Origin of the sequence: Tunturiibacter psychrotolerans, assembly GCF_051013365.1 — a bacterium.
Taxonomy (GTDB): Bacteria; Acidobacteriota; Terriglobia; order Terriglobales; family Acidobacteriaceae; genus Edaphobacter; species Edaphobacter psychrotolerans_A.
This window is the reverse complement of sequence record NZ_CP132941.1, coordinates 4,829,573-4,845,252: the sequence shown is the minus strand read 5'-3', so window position 1 is coordinate 4,845,252 and position 15,680 is coordinate 4,829,573. Positions and strand designations below refer to the sequence as shown.

Sequence of the window (15,680 nt, the reverse complement as noted above, 5' to 3'; positions counted from 1 at the left end):
CATGCAAAAGAGGAGTTCACAGTGTCAAATGCTCACAAAGAGGCCTTTTCAGCCAAGAAGATTCTATTGCCAATCGATTTCAGCCCCTCGTCCGAAGCTGCTTTGGAAGCTGCAACTGGCCTCGCTGAGCAGTTCCATGCCGGTATCCACCTCGTGCATATCATCCCGGAAATCCCAGACTTTAACGGCTCAGACTTCTTTCCCGAAACTGCGGTGCTCCAGGAACGAAGGGAGACCGTAGAAGAGAAGCTTGATGCCCGCAAAGAGCAGCTAATGCTGAAAGGCGTGGCCGCGTCTTTCAGTATCGAGACAGGGAACGACATCGTCGGCAGCTTGATGCGCGTCATCAAACGCGAGAAGACCGACATGGTTGTGATCTCGACCCATGGCATGTCTGGCTGGCACCCGTTGGTTTTCGGTTCAATCGCAGAGCAAGTAATCAAACAAGTGAACTGTACCCTACTTCTGCTTCAGTCCGGCCAGCATAGATCGACTGCTGAAGAGCCCGCAATCGAAGTTTGGGAAGACTCCTTTGTCCCACACGTTGTGGCGACAGGTCCCCTCGGTTCGACCGTTCCTGAACCGGAGAGCTTGTCGCAGAGACGACTCGATCAGGTCGCAAACGACCTGGCTGAACGAGGTGGAAAGACCGAACAACATTACGACCAAGCTCACTCACTTTTCACAAAGTAGCTTTGGCGGATCGCGGAAAAGTGAAAAAGTCACTCCCAATTAAAACCTTGTTTGTAGATGTAGGCGGGGTGTTGCTCACCAACGGATGGGACCATCTTGCGCGCAAACGAGCGGCCAAACATTTCAAATTGAACTGGGCTGAGATGGATGAGCGTCATCGTTTGGTCTTCGAGACGCACGAGGAGGGCAAACTCTCCTTCGAGGAATACCTGGGGTGGGTCGTGTTCCATGAAAAGCGGCCGTTTACGCGCAGCCAGTTTCGCGATTTCATGTTTGCTCAATCGAAGCCGTTTCCAAAGATGCTTGGCTTGGTAGCCCAGCTCAGGGCGCAACACAGTTTGAAGGTTGTAGTGGTCAGCAACGAGTCGCGCGAGGTCAATGCCCATCGCATTCGGACCTTCAAGCTCGACCAATTGGCGGACGCATTCATCTCTTCCTGTTTCGTTGGAATGCGGAAGCCAGATGTTGAGATCTTCCGGCTCGCCCTTGACCTTGCCCAGACAGCCCCTGAGCGCGCTGTCTTCATCGACAACACCCCGATGTTCGTCCAGATTGCGGAGCGCCTGGGGATGCGAAGCATTCATCACGTCGATTACGAGTCCACCCGCGCAAAGTTCACTTCACTCGGATTGCAGACGAACGACGCAACCTAGCCGTGTCACCAGTTCGAAAAGGAGATTCAGAATGCCAACCAACATGCTCACTACCGAGGACCTGCTTCACGAGACGTCCGATGCAATAGCCGCAGAAGAGTCGCTCAAGGGCGGCGCAACGCTCACTCCAGATCTGCTTTACCGTATGAACGCATACTGGCGGGCGGCCAATTACGTTTCCGTAGGCCAGATTTACCTCTATGAAAACCCCCTCTTGAAGGAACCGCTCACGCTAGCACACGTCAAGCCATTGGTGGTTTCACATTGGGGGACAACGCCGGGGCAGAACTTCATCTACGTGCATCTGAATCGGATTATCAAGAAGTATGACCTGAACATGTTCTACATCGCAGGGCCGGGACATGGCGGTCCGGCGATTGTGGGCAACGTGTACCTCGAAGGCACCTGGAGTGAGGTGTATCCGAACGTCACCCAGGATGAAGCGGGATTGAAGAAGCTTTTCAAACAGTTCTCGTTCCCCGGAGGCATCTCAAGTCACGTCGCGCCAACTACTCCTGGATCGATCCACGAGGGCGGCGAGTTGGGTTATTCGCTGAGTCATGCCTTTGGTGCGGCATTCGATAATCCCGACCTGATCGTCGCCTGCGTTATTGGCGACGGCGAGGCAGAGACGGCGTCTCTAGCTACCTCCTGGCAGTCCAATAAGTTTCTCGACCCCAGGACCGACGGTGCGGTGCTGCCGATCCTGCACCTCAATGGTTACAAGATCAGTAACCCGACTGTGTTGGCTCGCGTCGAGCATGAGGAGCTGGACCAGTTCCTGAGAGGCTGCGGCTGGACCCCATACTTTGTAGAAGGTGACGAGCCCGAGGCAATGCATGAACTCATGGCGACCACCATCGATGTGGCCATCGAGGATATCCATCGGTTCCAGAACAATGCGCGTACCGGCAACGATACGACTCGCCCTCGCTGGCCAATGATCGTGCTCAAATCGCCCAAGGGCTGGACAGGGCCGAAGGTCGTTGACGGTTTACAGATTGAGGGGACATTCCGCTCGCATCAGGTGCCACTTCTTGTCGATCCCGCACATCCCGATCATGTAAAGCTTCTGGAAGCGTGGATGAAGAGCTACAAGGCCGAAGAGCTCTTTGATGAAAATGGCCGGCTCAATGCAGAACTGGCAGAGTTGGCACCAAAGGGCGACCGACGGATGGGAGCCAACCCACATGCCAATGGCGGCATTCTGCTCCGCGATCTTGATATGCCCGACTTCCACGACCACGCTGTAACAGTTACCTCTCCGGGCGCAGTGGAGGTTGAGGACACGCTTGTGCTGGGGTCGTTTCTGCGAGACGTTGCCAAGCTCAATCAGGACAAACGAAACTTTCGCGTGTTTGGTCCCGATGAGACGGTCTCGAACCTTCTTCAGGCCGTCTTTGAGGTCACCAATCGCCAGTGGGATGCGCGGGAATACAGCAATGACGAGTTCCTCGCACCGGAGGGCCGCGTTCTGGATTCCATGCTGAGCGAGAACCAGTGCGAAGGTTGGCTCGAAGGTTATCTCCTGACCGGAAGGCACGGTCTGTTCAACAGCTATGAGGCGTTCATCCGCATCGTCGACTCGATGTTCAGCCAACATGCAAAGTGGCTCAAGGTTTGCCGGGAATTGCCTTGGAGACGCGATATTTCGTCGCTGAACTATCTGCTGGCTTCGCATGTCTGGCAACAGGATCACAATGGATTCACTCATCAGGACCCCGGCTTCCTCGACCATGTCATCAACAAGAAGGCTGATATCGTGCGCTGCTACCTTCCGGCGGATGCCAACTGTCTCCTGTCTGTCTTCGACCACTGCCTGCGCAGTCGGAACTATGTCAACGTAGTAGTTGCTGGAAAACACGCACTCCCGCAATGGCTGACGATGGACCAGGCGGTCGTGCATTGCACCGAAGGTGCCGGCATTTGGCAGTGGGCCAGCAACGATCAAGACAACGAGCCGGACGTGGTGATGGGCTGTTGCGGAGATACTCCTACCCTAGAGATCCTCGCTGCAGTCTCTATTCTTCGCAAACATCTGCCTGAGTTGAAGATCCGGGTCGTCAACGTCGTCGATCTCATGAAGCTGCAACCCAGCACGGAGCATCCCCACGGCCTGACGGAACGGGATTACGATTCCCTCTTTACAAAAGACAAACACATCATCTTCGGCTTCCACGGGTATCCCTGGCTGATCCATCGGCTCACCTACGCACGCACCAACCGCAATCTGCATGTGCGTGGCTATAAGGAAGAGGGCACGATTACGACGCCCTTCGACATGCGCGTGCAAAACGACCTCGACCGCTTCCACCTAGTGATGGACGTGGTGGATCGGATACCGAATCTGGGCTCCAAGGGCGATTACCTGAAGCAGCAGATGCAGGACAAGCTCATCGAGCACAAGCATTACATCGACGCACACGGTGAGGACATGCCGGAGATCCGGAACTGGAAATGGAGCGCCACAAAGTGAACATGCAGACTCTTGAAGCAACCGCCAAGATGATGGTCGCCGATGGCAAGGGCCTGCTTGCGATCGACGAAAGCACAGGAACTTGTAATAAGCGCTTTGCCAAATGGGCGATCCCACAGACTGCGGAGTCTCACCGGCTGTACCGAGAGTTGATTGTGAACACGCCGGGTCTTGGCGAGTCTATTAGTGGAGCGATCCTCTACGACGAGACGATTCGGCAAGAGATGGACGACAAAACTCCTTTTGCAAAGGCGCTTGCGGCACGAGGTATTCTTCCGGGCATCAAGGTCGATCTGGGAGCCAAAGAGATGGCGGCGTTTCCGGGTGAAAAGGTTACGGAGGGTTTGGACGGCTTGCGTACTCGCTTGGCGGAGTATGTGCAAATGGGCGCACGCTTCGCGAAGTGGCGAGCGGTCTTCTCTATGGGCGATGGGACTCCGAGCCACGGGTGCGTCGAAGCGAATGCACACGCGCTGGCACGCTATGCGGGCCTGTGCCAGGAGGCAGGCCTTGTCCCGGTCGTCGAGCCGGAAGTCTTGATGGAGGGAGATCACACCCTCGACGTGTGCTCGGAAGTAACCGAAAGAGTTTTGCGAACCGTCTTCCGAGAGATCTATGCGCAACGCGTGAAGCTTGAGGGAATGATCCTGAAGCCAAACATGGTGCTCTCTGGTGTGGACAGTCCGCACCAGGGGTCGATAGAGGCAGTAGCCGATGCGACGGTCGGCTGTCTGCTGCGCTCGGTCCCCGCCGCCGTTCCGGGGGTTGTGTTCTTGTCAGGCGGGCAATCCGGCAAACTTGCCTCGGCCCGCCTGAATGCGATGAATGTACGTTACAAGCTGCGCCTTCCCTGGGAGTTGTCGTTCTCCTTCGGCCGCGCCATTCAGGAGCCGGCCTTGGAAATCTGGCATGGCAAACAGGCTAACGTCATTCCGGCTCAGGAAGCTCTCTACCATCGTGCCAGGTGTGATGCGGCAGCTCGCCGTGGCGAATACACGGCGGCGGTCGAGGCAGCTCATCGCGAAAGCGCAGCACATCACATGGCGACTAACGTCTACGTGGGGAGCGCGCAATGAAAACAGAAATACGTCAGAAGTTCATTGTCGCTAACTGGAAGATGCATACGACCTCTTTCGAAGCTCAGCAACTATCCAAGAGCATCGTCGAGGGTATTGCCGCACCCGACCACGTCACAGTTGTCCTTTGTCCGCCGTTCCCCTATCTTCCGATCGTTGGGGACATGCTTAGGGGTAGCCGAGTCGCGCTCGGCGCGCAGAATGTTTACCCGGAAGCCGAAGGTGCCTTCACGGGCGAGGTGAGCCCGACCATGTTGCTCGATCTCGACTGCAAATATGTCATCGTGGGACACAGTGAGCGCAGACACAAGCTGGGCGAATCCGACTCTTTTATCAACCGGAAGGTGGTGTGCGCGCTTGCCTCAGGACTGGACGTGATTCTTTGCGTGGGCGAGACTCTGGAACAGCGTCAAAAAGGACAGACGGAAGCGGTACTCGATCGTCAACTCAGCACTGGGTTGGCTGGAGTAAGGCCAGAGGTATTGTCCCATCTGAGCGTCGCCTACGAACCGGTATGGGCGATCGGTAATGACGAACATCATGCCACTCCCCAACAAGCGCATGACACGCATCTGCTCATTCGGGAGAAGCTCAGTCAAATGATTGGAGCGACATGGTCCGGGGAGCTTACCGTCTATTACGGTGGCAGCGTCGAACCGGGGAATGCAGCCGCATTTTTGGGCCAGGAGGGCATTGACGGTGTCCTGATTGGCGGCGCCAGTCTAAAGGCAGATGAGTTTCTTGCCATCGTCAACGCGGGCATTCTTGAAACAGAAGCGGAGATGCAGCGGACGTGAAGGAACCCCGCTCGGTTGCCATGACCTGCACATAAAAACGCATGTCGATGACCGATCTGAAGCTAGAGCTTTGCAGATTTCAGCCGCAACGCATTGAATATCACTGAAACCGAACTGACGCTCATGGCGGCAGCAGCGATCATCGGGTTTAGGAGCAGCCCAAAGGCTGGGTAGAGAACGCCTGCCGCCAAAGGGATACCGAGGGCGTTGTAGAAGAAGGCAAAGAACAGATTCTCGCGAATGTTATTCATCGTAAGGTGACTCAAGCGGCGAGCCTTCACAATTCCCCGGAGGTCACCTTTTACCAAAGTGACCCCACCCGTTTTCATCGCGACATCCGTCCCCGTCCCCATCGCAATCCCAACATGGGCCTGTGCCAGGGCTGGAGCATCGTTGACTCCATCTCCTGCCATAGCAACAATTGCGCCAGCATCCTGCAGCTTCTTCACGACGGCGGCTTTTTTGTCGGGCAGCACATCGGCTTGGAAGTCGATACCAAGCTTCCGTGCAATTGACTCGGCAGTCGCATGATTGTCCCCTGTCACCATCACGACCTTGATGCCTTCATGCTTCAATTGCTCGATGGCTTCTGCCGTGGAGTCTTTGATTGGGTCGGCAACGGCAATCAGGCCGGCAAACTTTCCTCCCAGCGCGATATACATGACGGTATTGCCCTCTTTCTGGAGGGCTTCGGCTCGGGTCCGTAATGATTCCGGAAAAGCCCCAAGGTCGGTCATGAGCGCAACATTTCCTATGGCAACCTGCTTGCCATTCAAAATGCCCTTGACCCCTTTGCCCGTTACCGACTGAAAGCCTTCGATCGCAACTAGATTGGTGTTTTTCTCCTTGGCTGCCGCAAGGATTGCTCCGGCAAGAGGATGTTCGCTGGCTTTTTCGAGGCTGGCGGCAACTTGCAACAATTCGGTGTCTTTCACACCTTCGACCGGGATCAGGTCAGTAAGCTTGGGCTTGCCCTCGGTCAACGTCCCGGTCTTGTCGACAACCAACGTGTTTACCTTTTCCAGGATTTCGAGCGCCTCGGCATTGCTGATGAGGACTCCTTCACGGGCTCCCCTTCCCGTGCCGACCATGATCGCCATGGGCGTTGCCAGACCGAGGGCGCAAGGGCACGCAATGATTAGTACTGCGACTGCATTGACCAGCGCATGCGCATAGTGCGGTTGCGGTCCATGGATTGCCCACACCGCAAAGGTGATGATTGCCGACATGAGGACCGCCGGCACAAAGTATGAAGCCACTACGTCTGCGAGTCGCTGGATAGGAGCGCGGGTGCGCTGGGCTTCGCTCACCATCTTTACGATCTGCGCGAGCAAAGTGTCGGCCCCCACGCGCTCCGTCTTCATAACAAAGCTGCCGGTGCCGTTGATCGTTCCTCCGGTAACCTTGGCGTCGACCGTCTTTTCAACCGGAATGGGCTCGCCGCTCACCATGGATTCATCGACGGAGCTGTTGCCCTCGACCACTACGCCGTCGATCGGTACCTTTTCGCCTGGACGCACTCGAAGTTTGTTACCCACCTGGATAGCGTTCAAGTCCACGTCCTGCTCCGTACCGTCCGCAGCGATGCGACGTGCTGTCTTCGGTGCAAGTCCAAGGAGTGCTTTGATTGCGCCGCTGGTCTGGCTCCGGGCTTTCAACTCCAGAACCTGTCCAAGGAGAACGAGCACGGTAATAACTGCGGCCGCTTCGAAGTAGAGTCCGAGTTGACCCGACATGTCCCGAAAGGACAGGGGAAAGAGCTGCGGCAGCGCTACTGCCACAACACTATAGAGGTAAGCCGACCCGGCGCCGATAGAGATCAGCGTAAACATATTGAGGTTGCGGCTGATGATAGACGCCCAGCCTCGCTGAAAGAACGGCCACCCTCCCCAAACTACGACCGGTGTTGCGATGGCGAACTCGAACCATCCGAGCAGTCGCCCTTCTGAGAGATGCTGCAATCCATGGCCCGGAAAAATGTCGGAAACCATAATGGCGAGCAACGGCAGGGTCAATGCTGCACAAATCCATAATCGGCGCATCATGCTGTCAAGTTCGGGATTCGCCTCGTTTGCCGCTACAGTCATCGGTTCGAGCGTCATGCCGCAGATCGGGCAATTGCCCGACTCATTCCTCACGATCTGCGGATGCATTGGACACGTATAGTGGATGACAATGGCAGGCGCGGTAGTGGTCGTCCGCTCGAGCGCCATGCCGCATTTCGGACAAGCACCCGAAGCAGCGCTGCGAACCTCCGGGTGCATCGGACAGGTGTAATCAATCGTTTGATCAGCCATTGCTTTCAGTCCTTCCGACATTCCAGGAACTCGGGTACGCTTAGTCGATTCCGAATCTCGATAAAATCGGGATCTTCGCGGCGTCCAGAATCAGTCCAAAGAGCACACCCGCAACAAACTCGCAACCCAGGATTGACGAGGATAGAGGAGCCATTGCTATCCCTCGATGCGCCAGCACTGTGATGATTGCGAGATCGGCCACGGAGGACAGGACTAGCCACATCGTTGGCCGTAGTCCCCACATATGGCGGCGAGCGCGCAAGGAGTAAATTGTGGCTTGGCTCCCATAGACGATAGCAACAACTAAGAGCGTCCTGAGCTGTTCAATCCCAAGTCGTAAATCAAACTTTCCGATCGCCATGACCCCGACGCAGAAAGCGAGAAAGCACAATCCCAGCAGGACTGCCGCGCCGGTAATCTTTCCCACGTTCCAGGAGTTTGGCATGGTCGATGGACGCACTCTATCGGTCGTCAGGGACATGGCGAGAAAGTCGCCCGTAATCATAACGATCACCATCAGCATTGGCGTGAGGACCGCATGGCCCGTCATGACGAGACCGATCGCCAGCAACAATACCTGAACGATCTTCTTGATGACGGAGTTGAGCGTATAGGTGAGGATGCGTTGGAACGTGACCCTTCCCTCTTTCACGGCGGCGACAATTCCGCCAAGGCCAGCCTCCGTCAGTACCATACCAGCCGCCGACTTGGCGACATCGGTTGCAGTCGAGACAGCGATGCCAATTTGTGCCTGACGGAGGGCAGGTGCGTCGTTCGCGCCATCGCCGCACATTCCTATCGTGTGACCGTTCTTCTGAAAGGCCTTGACCAGATTGAACTTCCCCTCAGGCAGTATGCCTGCGAAGACCGCGAAATCTCCCGGCTTGACTGCATCGGGGATAGCATTGCTGGGACAGATTGGCCCGTCGAGACCCACAGCATGAGCAACGATCTTCGCGGTCTGCGGTGCATCGCCTGTCACCATGACAGTGCGGACACCAAGATCCTTCAACTCAGAGATGAGCGAGATTGAGTCCGTTCTCGGCGGATCGCTAAGCGCGATGAACCCAACGATCTGAATCGAGCCATTGACGCCCGCAGCGACTGCCAGAACTCTGAACCCCTCTTTCTCCAACTCGTCGGCGATGGCGGCTGCTTTGGGAACTGCAGTTGCGAGGCCGGAGACGGCGGCAAAGGCCCCCTTGATGATTTGCTGCTGGTTTCCCTTCGCGTCAGTCGCGGTCGCCTCTGAAATCTTCTTGGCCGGATCGAAAGGAACAAAGTTCGTCAGCTTTGGCGCATCAGCCATCGCCTTGTGAGAAGCGGCCGCCCGGATAGCTGCGTCGACCGAGTCCTGTCCCCCGTCAGAACTTGCGAGCGCAGCCAAACCGAGAACATGCGCTTCATCGAAGCCGTCCATCGGTTTTACACTCGTCACGGAGAGCTGATTGGCGGTGAGCGTTCCCGTTTTATCGCTGCAAAGCACGTCCATCGTTGCGGCTTCATCGACGGCTGAAAGCCGGGTCGGAAGGACGCCTAACTTGGCCAGGGAGCGCGCGCCGATCGCGGCCGCAAGGGTGAAGGTCGCGGGCAAGGCGACGGGAATCGAGGCGAGCACGGAGGTCAGGAGGAGAGGAACAATCTCGCTCCAGGGCATCGAATGGAAGTAAGCGTATGTGCCGATGAGGAGGATAACAGCAGCGTTGAAGTAGGCGAGGTTCCGAACGATTGTAAGGACTGCCTTCTGCTGCGAACTCACAACGTGCGCGGTACGGACGAGTTCGGCCGTGCGACCGAACTTCGTGCGAACGCCGGTGGCAGTTACTTGTGCCGTCGCTTCCCCTCGACGGACAAGGGCGCCGGCATAGGTATCGAACCCGACACCGGCTTCGACTGGCAGAGATTCTCCCGTGAGCATGGATTGGTCGAGTTGCACCGATCCGTCCAACAAATGGACATCTGCGGCCACCACGCCGCCAAGCGATAGCTTGATCAGGTCTCCGCACACAACCTGGGCCGCGGGTATGGTCTTCCACGCGCCATCACGGCGCACCGAAGCGTTCAATGCAAGTCGATGCTTTAAGGCGGCAAGCGTGGCCTGGGCACGGCCTTCCTGAAAATACGCAAGCGCTGCATTGAAAATCAAAAGCCCTGCGATGACCGCCGCTTCAAGGTACTTATGCAGTACCACCTGAAGAACGATAGCGAATTCAAGCAGCCATGGAACCGGCGCCCAGAATTTGACCAGCACATCCCGCAGCGGGTGAGCGGATGTGTCCGGCATCGCATTCGGACCGTCCGTCTGAAGACGCTTGGAAGCTTCATCACTCGTCAAGCCGGCGGGAGCTGTCTTTGGTGGCGGCGTGGCGGCCGGAGCAGGTGATGAGGCATGATTGGTCGTATCTACAGACATAGATCTCTACTCTTCAGGTGAACAGTTGCTTTGCCAGTGAACTCAGGGGCCATAGGGTAGCGGTCGCGTTCAAGGGGTAAGGGAGGCCGCTGGCGTTCCCTACGTCTCTCATTGCTGCCAGAGAATCTGCCCGGCTTCGAGAGGAACGGACGCTTCGGCGTGCGATGGAACGAGGCGGACCGTGTAGTCGGTGACCGGACGTTTTGCGAGACAGCAGAAGGAGTAGATGATGGTGCCAGACGGGTCTGTCGAAGACTTGCATGCAGCCAGGATCTCGGCTTTGGCCTCACTCTCTCCGGTCGGACCGGCATAGAGTTCCACTCTGAATTGATCCGGATGGAGGCCACCAGGGACGACCGAAATATGGAACTGATGTTGACCATCTTTTGTCTCGGCCGTGACTTTCCCAAAGATGAGCGTGTTCCACTGCTCGGCGATACTGCGCTGCCACTGCAACACATCGACGCCGAGCTTGCCACCGTTCGCGGCGCGTTTGTTGTATCCCGCCGCGGCTGGCAGGTAGTGATCGTTTGTATATTCACGGATTGCCCGGCTTGCCGAGAACTCAGGGGTAAGCGTGGCCATGCTTTCGCGGACGCGTTCAAGCCATCGGGAAGGTACTCCTTGCGCGTCTCGGTCATAGAACTCAGGAACAACCTGCTCCTCCAGCAACATGTAGAGACTTCCGACTTCGGAAGTGTCCCACGCCGCGTCCTCGCCGTGTTCTCTTCCATCACCGATGGCCCAACCGATCTCTGGGGTATAGGCCTCCGCCCACCAACCGTCGAGTTCGGAGATATTGAGCCCCCCATTGGCCAGAACCTTCATTCCGCTCGTCCCACAGGCCTCCCACGGTCTCCGAGGTGTGTTGATCCAGAGATCCATACCTTTGACCAGTTCTTGCGCCATCTGCATGTCGTAGTCGCTGAGAAAGACAACATGGCCGCGAACTTCAGGACGCTCGATGAAATCATTCCAGTGTTTGATAAGCGCCTGTCCCGGTGCATCCTCGGGATGAGCCTTGCCGGCCAGGATCAGTTGAACAGGGCGTCTCGAATCTGTGAGTAGACGAATCAGCCGCTCAGGATCGTGCAGCAAGAGATCGGGACGCTTATAGGTTGCAAAACGGCGCGCAAACCCAACCGTAAGCACGTCTTCCTTGAAGACTTCAGCAACGTCCATGTGAGAACCGCCTTCGGCCGAGAGCTGCCTCGCGTAACGACCACGAACCTCGGTGAGCATCGTCTTCCGCGCTCCGGTACGCATGTGCCACAACTCTCCGTCAGTCAAACGACGAACATCGTCCGCGAGCGGACGATCGTCCCGCCAACGATCCGGCCCGCATGCCTTGGTCCAGAGTGCATCGGCTTCGGCCGAATCCCAGGTCGGCACATGAATGCCGTTCGTAACAGATCCGATGGGCACCTCCGCCTGAGGCCATCGCGGGAAGAGAGGCTGGAATATCTGCCTGCTTACTTCGCCGTGAAGCTTGCTGACGCCGCTGATTTGACCGCTGCCACGAAGCGCAAGATATGCCATGTTAAAGTACTCCGAGGCATCGGAACGGTTCTGTCTTCCCAACGCGAAAAGCTCCTCCATGGAGATTGCCAGTTCGTCCTTCGCGTAGTGGCCGAGATACTTCCAGCAGAGTTCTGGGGCAAACCGGTCAAATCCAGCTGGAACGGCCGTATGGGTTGTAAACAAGTTTCCTGCCCTGATGATCGTCAGCGCTACATCAAAGGAAACACGATGATCTGCCATATAGTACCGAGCGCGTTCAAGAACTGCGAACGCGGCATGACCTTCGTTGAGGTGGCAAACTTCGGGATTTAGACCCAACTCCCGGAGCAAGCGCCAGCCGCCAATGCCGAGAACGATCTCTTGTTTCAGCCGCATCTCGGCATCACCGCCGTACAACTCGCTCGTTATTCCGCGATGAGCGGCGGTATTAGCAAAGTCATTCGCGTCCAAGAGAAAGAGTTTCGTCCGGCCGACGAGCACCTGCCAGCAACGCAGCCAGATCATCGCACCCGGGAGCTGAATCTGAATACGCAACCACTCTCCATTTGCACGCCGAAGCGGCTGAACGGGCATTTGCCCTGGATCGTTCACCGGATAGAGTGCGCGTTGATTGCCATCAGCATCGAAGTCCTGGCGAAAGTATCCCTGTCCCCACAGTAAGCCAACTCCGACGACCGGCACGCCAAGGTCACTCGCCGCCTTCATCTGGTCGCCCGCAACATTGCCGAGGCCGCCAGAGTAAATCGGGAGGGCTTCGGTCAGCATGAACTCCATGCTGAAATAAGCAATGCTTGAGAGCGCCGCTGCGGGATGCTTCTTCTGAAACCACGCATCCGCCGAGAAGAATTTGCGCTTGTGCTGCAGCAAGGCGGACAGGCGCACCTGAAATTCTGGCGTTGCCAGAAGAACGTTGACCCTATCGTCTGAGACCGTTTGCAGAATCACCCAGGGGTTCTGCGTTGAGTGCCATAGATAGCTGTCCAAGGCTTCCCAAAGGGGGTCAGCCATGTGGTTCCAAGACCAATGCAGGTTCAGCGCCAACTCGTTGAGTGCGTCAATTCCCAAAGTCGGTGCTTCCGTTGCTCCTGGTGCCTTCTTATCTGGTTTGCTGGATTTCAGATCGCTCACTTTGTCTCCTTTTGCTCTCGGTTCATCGTTGCCGGCGCCACGGATGCAAACGCCTGGTTTGCGACGGTCTGGGCTTCAGCCTCGATGAGGGCTAGATGCTCTTCTCCACTGAAGCTTTCCGCATAAATCTTGTAAATCGCTTCGGTGCCGGACGGTCGTGCAGCGAACCATCCACTTGCGGCGGCAACCTTGATGCCACCAATGGGATTGCCATCTCCAGCGGCTTTCGTCGTAACCGTTATCGGCTTCTCACCTGCCAGGTCAGTCGCGTGAATATCGTTCGCAGTGATATGTTCGAGGGCCGTCTTCTGCTCATGGGTCGCAGCGGCTTCCGACCGGCGATAGTGCGATTTACCGAGCGCCGCAGTGAGTTCACCATAGAGTTCGCCCGGATCTTTCTTACAGACCGCAGTGATCTCAGCCGCTAGCAGTGCGGCGATAATGCCATCCTTATCCGTCGTCCAGACCGATCCATCGATGCGCGCAAATGACGAACCCGCGCTCTCTTCACCGGCAAATCCGAGCCTGCCATGAAGCAGCCCGTCCACGAAGTATTTGAAGCCGACCGGAACCTCATAAAGTTTCCTACCTAGGCGAGCTGCGACACGGTCGATCATGCTGCTGCTGACCACGGTTTTGCCGACTGCCATATTTTTCGCCCAGTGTGGGCGATGGACGAACAGATAGTCGACACATACCGCCAGATAGTGGTTGGGCGGTAACAATCCAACACTTCGGGTTACGATGCCGTGGCGGTCATGATCGGTGTCGCACGCTACGGCGAGATCGAATTTGTCTTTTAAGGCAATTAAGGGGCGCATGGCGTACTCCGAGGAAGGGTCCATGCGGATTTTGCCGTCCCAATCCAGTGTCATAAACCGAAACGTTGGATCGACGGCCTCATTCACCACCTTCAGATTCAAGCCATATCGCTTTGCGATCGGCTCCCAATAATGCACGCCCGCCCCGCCGAGCGGATTCACGCCAACACTGAGGCCTGACGCCCGGATCGCGTCCATATCGACAACATTGTGCAGGTCGTCTACATAGGCCGTCAGAAAGTCATGGCGATGCGTGGTCGGTGCAGTTAGTGCTTTATCGATGGAGATTCGCTGGATGCCCCTGAGGCTATCCACAAGGAACTGGTTGGCCTGTTTTTCAATCCACGCGGTGATCTTCTCTTCTGCCGGACCACCATGAGGCGGGTTGTACTTGAACCCGCCCGTGTCGGGGGGATTGTGCGAAGGAGTAATAACGATACCGTCTGCGAGACCCATCGTCCGTCCGTGATTGTAGGTAAGGATGGCATGCGAGATCACAGGGGTTGGAGTATATTCCTCGCGCCCCGCCAGCATTAAGTCGATACCATTCGCAGCCAGAACCTCAAGCGCGCTTTCCACCGCCGGCTGCGACAACGCATGGGTGTCAATGCCAAGGAACAATGGCCCGTCGATTTTGTGCTGTTTGCGGTAAAGACAAATCGCCTGCGTGATCGCCAAGATGTGCCACTCATTGAACGTCTTCGTGAAAGAGGAACCGCGGTGTCCCGACGTGCCGAAGACGACACGCTGTTCGGGGATATCCGGATCAGGTTGCTCTTCGTAGTAGGCAGCGATCAGCTTCGGCACATCGACGAGATCGCTGGCAACTGCGAGTTGACCGGCTCTTGGATCGATCTTCATTTTGACTACTCGTTTCCTGGACCGATGACTTGGCTGGTCCGGCCTACTTGACCAATAGCTTACGAATGGCCTTCAATTCTGCCTTCCGTTTTTCCGTGGTCTTTGGATAGGACATCTTTAGCTCTTTAAGTGCGTCCATCACAATCCTGGACACAATCAGACGAGCATTCTCTTTGTCATCTGCTGGCACGACAAACCACGGCGATGCCTGGGTGGTAGTCGCATTCAGGCATTCTTCAAACGCTGCGGCATATTGCTTCCAATACTTTCTCTCGTGAATGTCCGCAAGGCTGAACTTCCAATTCTTGTCAGGGTCGTCGATCCGTTCGAGGAAACGCTTGCGCTGCTCCTCCTCTGAGAGGTGGAGAAATATCTTGACGACGTGCGTGCCGTTGAGGTGCAGGTGGGTTTCGAAGTTCTCGATGGAACGGTATCGCTCGTTCCAGACCGTCTTTTCGTCCCGCAATTCCTCGGCAAGTCCCTCGTTGCGAAGAATCTCCGGATGCACCCTGACGACCAACACCTCTTCGTAGTAAGAACGATTGAAGATCCCGATTCGCCCCCGCTCCGGTAGACGACACGTCGTGCGCCAGAGGAAATCGTGTTCCAATTCCTCAGCGCTCGGTTGCTTGAAGCTGTAGACTTCGCAGCCTTCCGGATTGACCCCTGACATTACATGCCGAATCGCTCCGTCCTTCCCAGCTGCATCGATACCCTGAAAGATCAGCAACAGAGCGTAGCGATGCGAGGCGTAGTGCAATTGTTGTAGCGAACTGAGTTCTTCGACATGGCTTTCCAGGGTCTTGCGGTACTGCTTCTTTGACTTGCAAAACGGTTTGATCACCGTCGGTCTGTCGCCAAGCCTGAACTCTTTACCGGGATGAACTCGAAAGTCGTCCGATTGAATCTTCACGTTCCTCCTTATGAAAGCGGCTTCCGCTCGT

The 15,680-nt window shown here is 56.4% G+C and carries 10 protein-coding genes; 5 read left to right on the top strand and 5 right to left on the bottom strand.

Translation table 11 applies throughout. From position 1 onward, the window contains the following. The first annotated feature begins 21 nt into the window (after positions 1 to 21). The 5 genes from RBB76_RS20510 to tpiA are packed head-to-tail and all read left to right on the top strand — an operon-like array spanning position 22 to position 5,695. Positions 22 to 693, top strand: a complete 672-nt coding sequence (locus RBB76_RS20510) for a universal stress protein (protein ID WP_429629560.1) — start codon at positions 22 to 24, stop codon at positions 691 to 693. Between the two features lie 20 nt (positions 694 to 713). Beyond that, on the top strand, positions 714 to 1,346 hold the full coding sequence (locus tag RBB76_RS20505; RefSeq protein WP_429629559.1) for an HAD family hydrolase: 633 nt from the start codon (positions 714 to 716) through the stop codon (positions 1,344 to 1,346). A gap of 31 nt (positions 1,347 to 1,377) precedes the next feature. Next, a complete protein-coding gene (locus RBB76_RS20500; RefSeq protein ID WP_429629558.1) occupies positions 1,378 to 3,822 on the top strand; it encodes a phosphoketolase family protein in 2,445 nt (814 codons plus the stop codon). Positions 3,823 to 3,824: 2 nt separating this feature from the next. Then, positions 3,825 to 4,898, top strand: a complete 1,074-nt coding sequence (locus RBB76_RS20495; RefSeq protein WP_429629557.1) for a class I fructose-bisphosphate aldolase — start codon at positions 3,825 to 3,827, stop codon at positions 4,896 to 4,898. Continuing rightward, positions 4,895 to 5,695 (top strand): triose-phosphate isomerase, encoded by an 801-nt coding sequence (tpiA, locus tag RBB76_RS20490; protein ID WP_429629556.1) that lies wholly within the window; start codon positions 4,895 to 4,897, stop codon positions 5,693 to 5,695. Before RBB76_RS20495 ends, tpiA begins: the two co-directional genes overlap by 4 nt. Positions 5,696 to 5,757: 62 nt before the next feature. Here tpiA and RBB76_RS20485 read toward each other — a convergent pair whose 3' ends face one another. The 5 genes from RBB76_RS20485 to RBB76_RS20465 all read right to left on the bottom strand — a co-directional run bounded on the left by RBB76_RS20485 (position 5,758) and on the right by RBB76_RS20465 (position 15,649). Continuing rightward, positions 5,758 to 7,992 carry a copper-transporting P-type ATPase gene (locus RBB76_RS20485; RefSeq protein ID WP_429629555.1) on the bottom strand — a complete coding sequence of 745 codons (2,235 nt, stop codon included), beginning with the start codon at positions 7,990 to 7,992 and terminating at the stop codon, positions 5,758 to 5,760. Between the two features lie 40 nt (positions 7,993 to 8,032). Then, positions 8,033 to 10,405 (bottom strand): HAD-IC family P-type ATPase, encoded by a 2,373-nt coding sequence (locus RBB76_RS20480; protein WP_429629554.1) that lies wholly within the window; start codon positions 10,403 to 10,405, stop codon positions 8,033 to 8,035. Between the two features lie 108 nt (positions 10,406 to 10,513). Further along, positions 10,514 to 13,054, bottom strand: coding sequence for an alpha-glucan family phosphorylase (gene glgP / locus RBB76_RS20475; protein WP_429629553.1), 2,541 nt, complete (start codon positions 13,052 to 13,054; stop codon positions 10,514 to 10,516). Then, positions 13,051 to 14,736, bottom strand: a complete 1,686-nt coding sequence (gene pgm, locus RBB76_RS20470) for a phosphoglucomutase (alpha-D-glucose-1,6-bisphosphate-dependent) (RefSeq protein ID WP_429629552.1) — start codon at positions 14,734 to 14,736, stop codon at positions 13,051 to 13,053. The genes glgP and pgm overlap by 4 nt, the downstream gene beginning before the upstream one ends. Positions 14,737 to 14,779: 43 nt before the next feature. After that, positions 14,780 to 15,649, bottom strand: coding sequence for an ADP-polyphosphate phosphotransferase (locus RBB76_RS20465; RefSeq protein WP_429629551.1), 870 nt, complete (start codon positions 15,647 to 15,649; stop codon positions 14,780 to 14,782). Positions 15,650 to 15,680: the final 31 nt, after the last annotated feature.